This is a genomic window from Robertmurraya sp. DFI.2.37, assembly GCF_029211245.1.
Lineage (GTDB): Bacteria > Bacillota > Bacilli > Bacillales > Cytobacillaceae > Robertmurraya > Robertmurraya methanolica_A.
In genome coordinates, this window is the sequence record NZ_JARGEJ010000576.1 from 1 (window position 1) to 306 (window position 306).

Annotated in this window: 1 protein-coding gene; it reads left to right on the forward strand. The window is 39.2% G+C overall.

What is annotated here, in order from left to right; genetic code table 11:
- Nucleotides 1-306 (forward strand): AAA-type ATPase lid domain-containing protein (locus tag PZE06_RS27760; RefSeq protein ID WP_275792369.1); only part of this gene is annotated, 306 nt, incomplete at both ends.

Consider the following 306-nt stretch of genomic DNA (forward strand, 5'->3'; position numbering starts at 1 on the left):
CCGAATAGGACGATTAACCCCGAAACAGGTTGATTTTAGAGTGATTGCTGCTACAAATCGAATTTTAGAAAAGATGGTTGCTGAAGGTGCTTTTCGCTCAGATCTATATTATCGCTTAAACGTGTTCTCCGTAAACATTCCGCCATTACGGGAAAGGAAAGAGGATATACCGTTGCTTGTTTATGATTTTCTTGAGGAATTCTACTATAAATATCAAAAACAGGACTATACGATTGGGCAGAATGCTTTGGCGGTATTGCTTGACTATGATTGGCCAGGCAATATTCGTGAGCTGCGAAATTTAAT